We start from the raw sequence: 2,282 nt of genomic DNA on the forward strand, positions 1-2,282 counted from the left end.
AACATCCATAGCTTTGGCGGCATCTGCCACCGTGTATTTCTGGTCAACAACCAGTTGAGCGGATTCGCGTTTAAACTCTGCGCTAAAATTTCTTTTTTTCATTGGAGCACCTGTGTTGTTCTGAGGTGAGCATATCACCTCTGTTCAGGTGGCCAAATTCAGTGTGCCACTTCATAGTGACTTTGGCGTTGGTATTAGCAACGCCATGAATGATAGGCGCAAAACTCGCTAATGTCGGAGGCAACATGCGGCTGTCGCTGTATAAACGAATGCCGCGGATACTGACAGAATCAAAGGTTTCGCCCGTTGTATAAGACTCACCAAGAATGAGTTGAGAACGCAGCGAGGCGATATCACGCTGTATATACCGATTCTTAAAATCATAATTACTGCCAGAATCGGTCATCCAGTTGTAGTTGCCTGAGGCACGCAGTCGCCATGCACCTAAATTCATCCCACCGTTAAAAGCAGCATAAATGCTGTCATTTCTTCGACCAGGAGTTTCACTATGATATCCGTTGAGGTTGTATGACAACATGGCCGCATTAATGCCATTTTCCCATAACGATGGATCAACATAGTTTTGGTAATTTTTCATTACCCATGCCTGAGGAACGTCTATATCCAGACGTTGCTCGTTAACGTCATAACGAACAGAAGCCTGAGGGATAATTTCCGTCAAATTAAGGCAATTGCCGAGTGTTTCATCCCTGGCAAGCAGAACGGCTTTTTCGTTATTTATATCGGGAGAATTTATATGAAACTGCAATAAATTCTTAAGTGTGATACAGGCTTGTGCGTTTTTTTTCCTTCAATTTCAATAAATGTAATGCTTTGGTTAATAATAGGTTGATCGTTGACATAAACACTGACGTCGTACATACCCGGTATAGCAGGGTTACCTTCACTATACCGGCTGAGATCAATATTTGAGGCATTCTGCCCCATCAGGAAGGTATGGTCATATTCAACAAGTTCAGCACAGAAAGCACTATTGCAATACAGCAGCGCGCAAAACGTGGCGATACGGGTCAGATGATTATGATAATTTTTAGTTGGTTTTATAGTCACGTTATGCTTCCTGCGGAATTATATCCTTGCCTGATTACAGACTGGCATTACCTTCAATGGCGGCACCAAAATCATTAATGGCGTAAAAATGTACTTTTGCAGAACTTGCTTTGCCATTAAGGCCAGTGACTTTCATGACCTCATCACTAAATGGTGCAATCATTTTCACATCAATCGGATAGCGTTTACCGCTAGCTTCTAAATCACCACTGCTAAAAGAGACGTAGTAAGGGGTTGGATTGGTCACTCGCAATGACGCCTTACCTTCTGAACCTGACCAGAACCACTTCAGGGCTAACGGGGCTTCAGAGGGATTTCCCTTCAATCCATCCGGGCGATAGAAAAGTTTTATACGTGTGCGAAATGCCAGTTGCAGCAGACTTTGATTCGCGACCTTTTCTGCATCTGGTTTTGGTGGAACTTCCAGTACGTTAAACCAGAACACGCTCTCTCTGTCTTTAGGCAGTGAGGTGCTGGCTGTGTACATTAATTTGATTGTTTGCCCACGTTTGGCATCAATACGCGATACTGGCGGCGTGGCAGTAAAAGGGACTGTAATATTGCCAGGCTCAGCGTTGTCATCGCCAGTATCTAACCAACTCTGGACAAGCAACGGGTTATTCCCTTTATTTTCCAGACGTATGTTGACACTTTTTTGATCGCTTTTATATATTACGCGAGTACCCGAAATGACAATGTCCGCAATAGATGATGAACTAAAAGCCATACAGGTTACGAAGCATAAAGCTGTTGTATGTTTGGTGTTAAAAAACATAAACCATCCCTGACAGAGTTAATTAAAACAGGGAATAATATAAAAATAGAAATTATGGTGATGCTGCCAACTTACTGATTTAGTGTATGATGGTGTTTTTGAGGTGCTCCAGTGGCTTCTGTTTCTATCAGCTGTCCCTCCTGTTCAGCTACTGACGGGGTGGTGCGTAACGGCAAAAGCACTGCCGGACATCAGCGCTATCTCTGCTCTCACTGCCGTAAAACATGGCAACTGCAGTTCACTTACACCGCTTCTCAACCCGGTACGCACCAGAAAATTATTGATATGGCCATGAATGGCGTTGGATGCCGGGCAACTGCACGCATTATGGGCGTTAGCCTCAACACGGTTTTACGTCACTTAAAAAACTCAGGCCGCAGTCGGTAACCTCGCGCATACAGCCGGGCAGTGACGTCATCGTCTGCGCGGAAATGGA

3 protein-coding genes and 2 pseudogenes are annotated in these 2,282 nt (G+C 44.3%); 1 reads left to right on the plus strand and 4 read right to left on the minus strand.

Going from position 1 to position 2,282, the window contains the following annotated elements; genetic code table 11:
• The 4 genes and pseudogenes from BGK49_RS12740 to BGK49_RS12750 all read right to left on the minus strand — a co-directional run.
• A partial coding sequence (locus BGK49_RS12740) for an IS3 family transposase (protein WP_069375680.1) occupies positions 1 to 102 on the minus strand: 102 nt, incomplete at its 3' end.
• A complete protein-coding gene (locus BGK49_RS31680) occupies positions 83 to 598 on the minus strand; it encodes a fimbria/pilus outer membrane usher protein (RefSeq protein WP_000800984.1) in 516 nt (171 codons plus the stop codon). The genes BGK49_RS12740 and BGK49_RS31680, both read right to left, overlap by 20 nt.
• Positions 575 to 948: pseudogene (locus tag BGK49_RS31685) on the minus strand (FimD/PapC N-terminal domain-containing protein); the annotation flags it as partial. The pseudogene BGK49_RS31685 and the gene BGK49_RS31680, both read right to left, overlap by 24 nt.
• 157 nt (positions 949 to 1,105) lie before the next feature.
• Positions 1,106 to 1,846 carry a fimbrial chaperone gene (locus BGK49_RS12750; RefSeq protein WP_000465924.1) on the minus strand — a complete coding sequence of 247 codons (741 nt, stop codon included), beginning with the start codon at positions 1,844 to 1,846 and terminating at the stop codon, positions 1,106 to 1,108.
• Positions 1,847 to 1,957: 111 nt separating this feature from the next.
• Here BGK49_RS12750 and BGK49_RS12755 point away from each other — a divergent pair.
• A pseudogene (locus tag BGK49_RS12755) lies at positions 1,958 to 2,282 on the plus strand (IS1 family transposase); the annotation flags it as partial.

This window comes from Shigella sp. FC1544, assembly GCF_001722145.1.
Taxonomy (GTDB): domain Bacteria; phylum Pseudomonadota; class Gammaproteobacteria; order Enterobacterales; family Enterobacteriaceae; genus Escherichia; species Escherichia coli.

Excerpts from the sequence above, each read along its gene's own strand:
- BGK49_RS31680 (WP_000800984.1), bottom strand. The coding sequence starts at position 598 with ATGAAAAATTACCAAAACTATGTTGATCCATCGTTATGGGAAAATGGC.
- BGK49_RS12750 (WP_000465924.1), bottom strand. The coding sequence starts at position 1,846 with ATGTTTTTTAACACCAAACATACAACAGCTTTATGCTTCGTAACCTGT.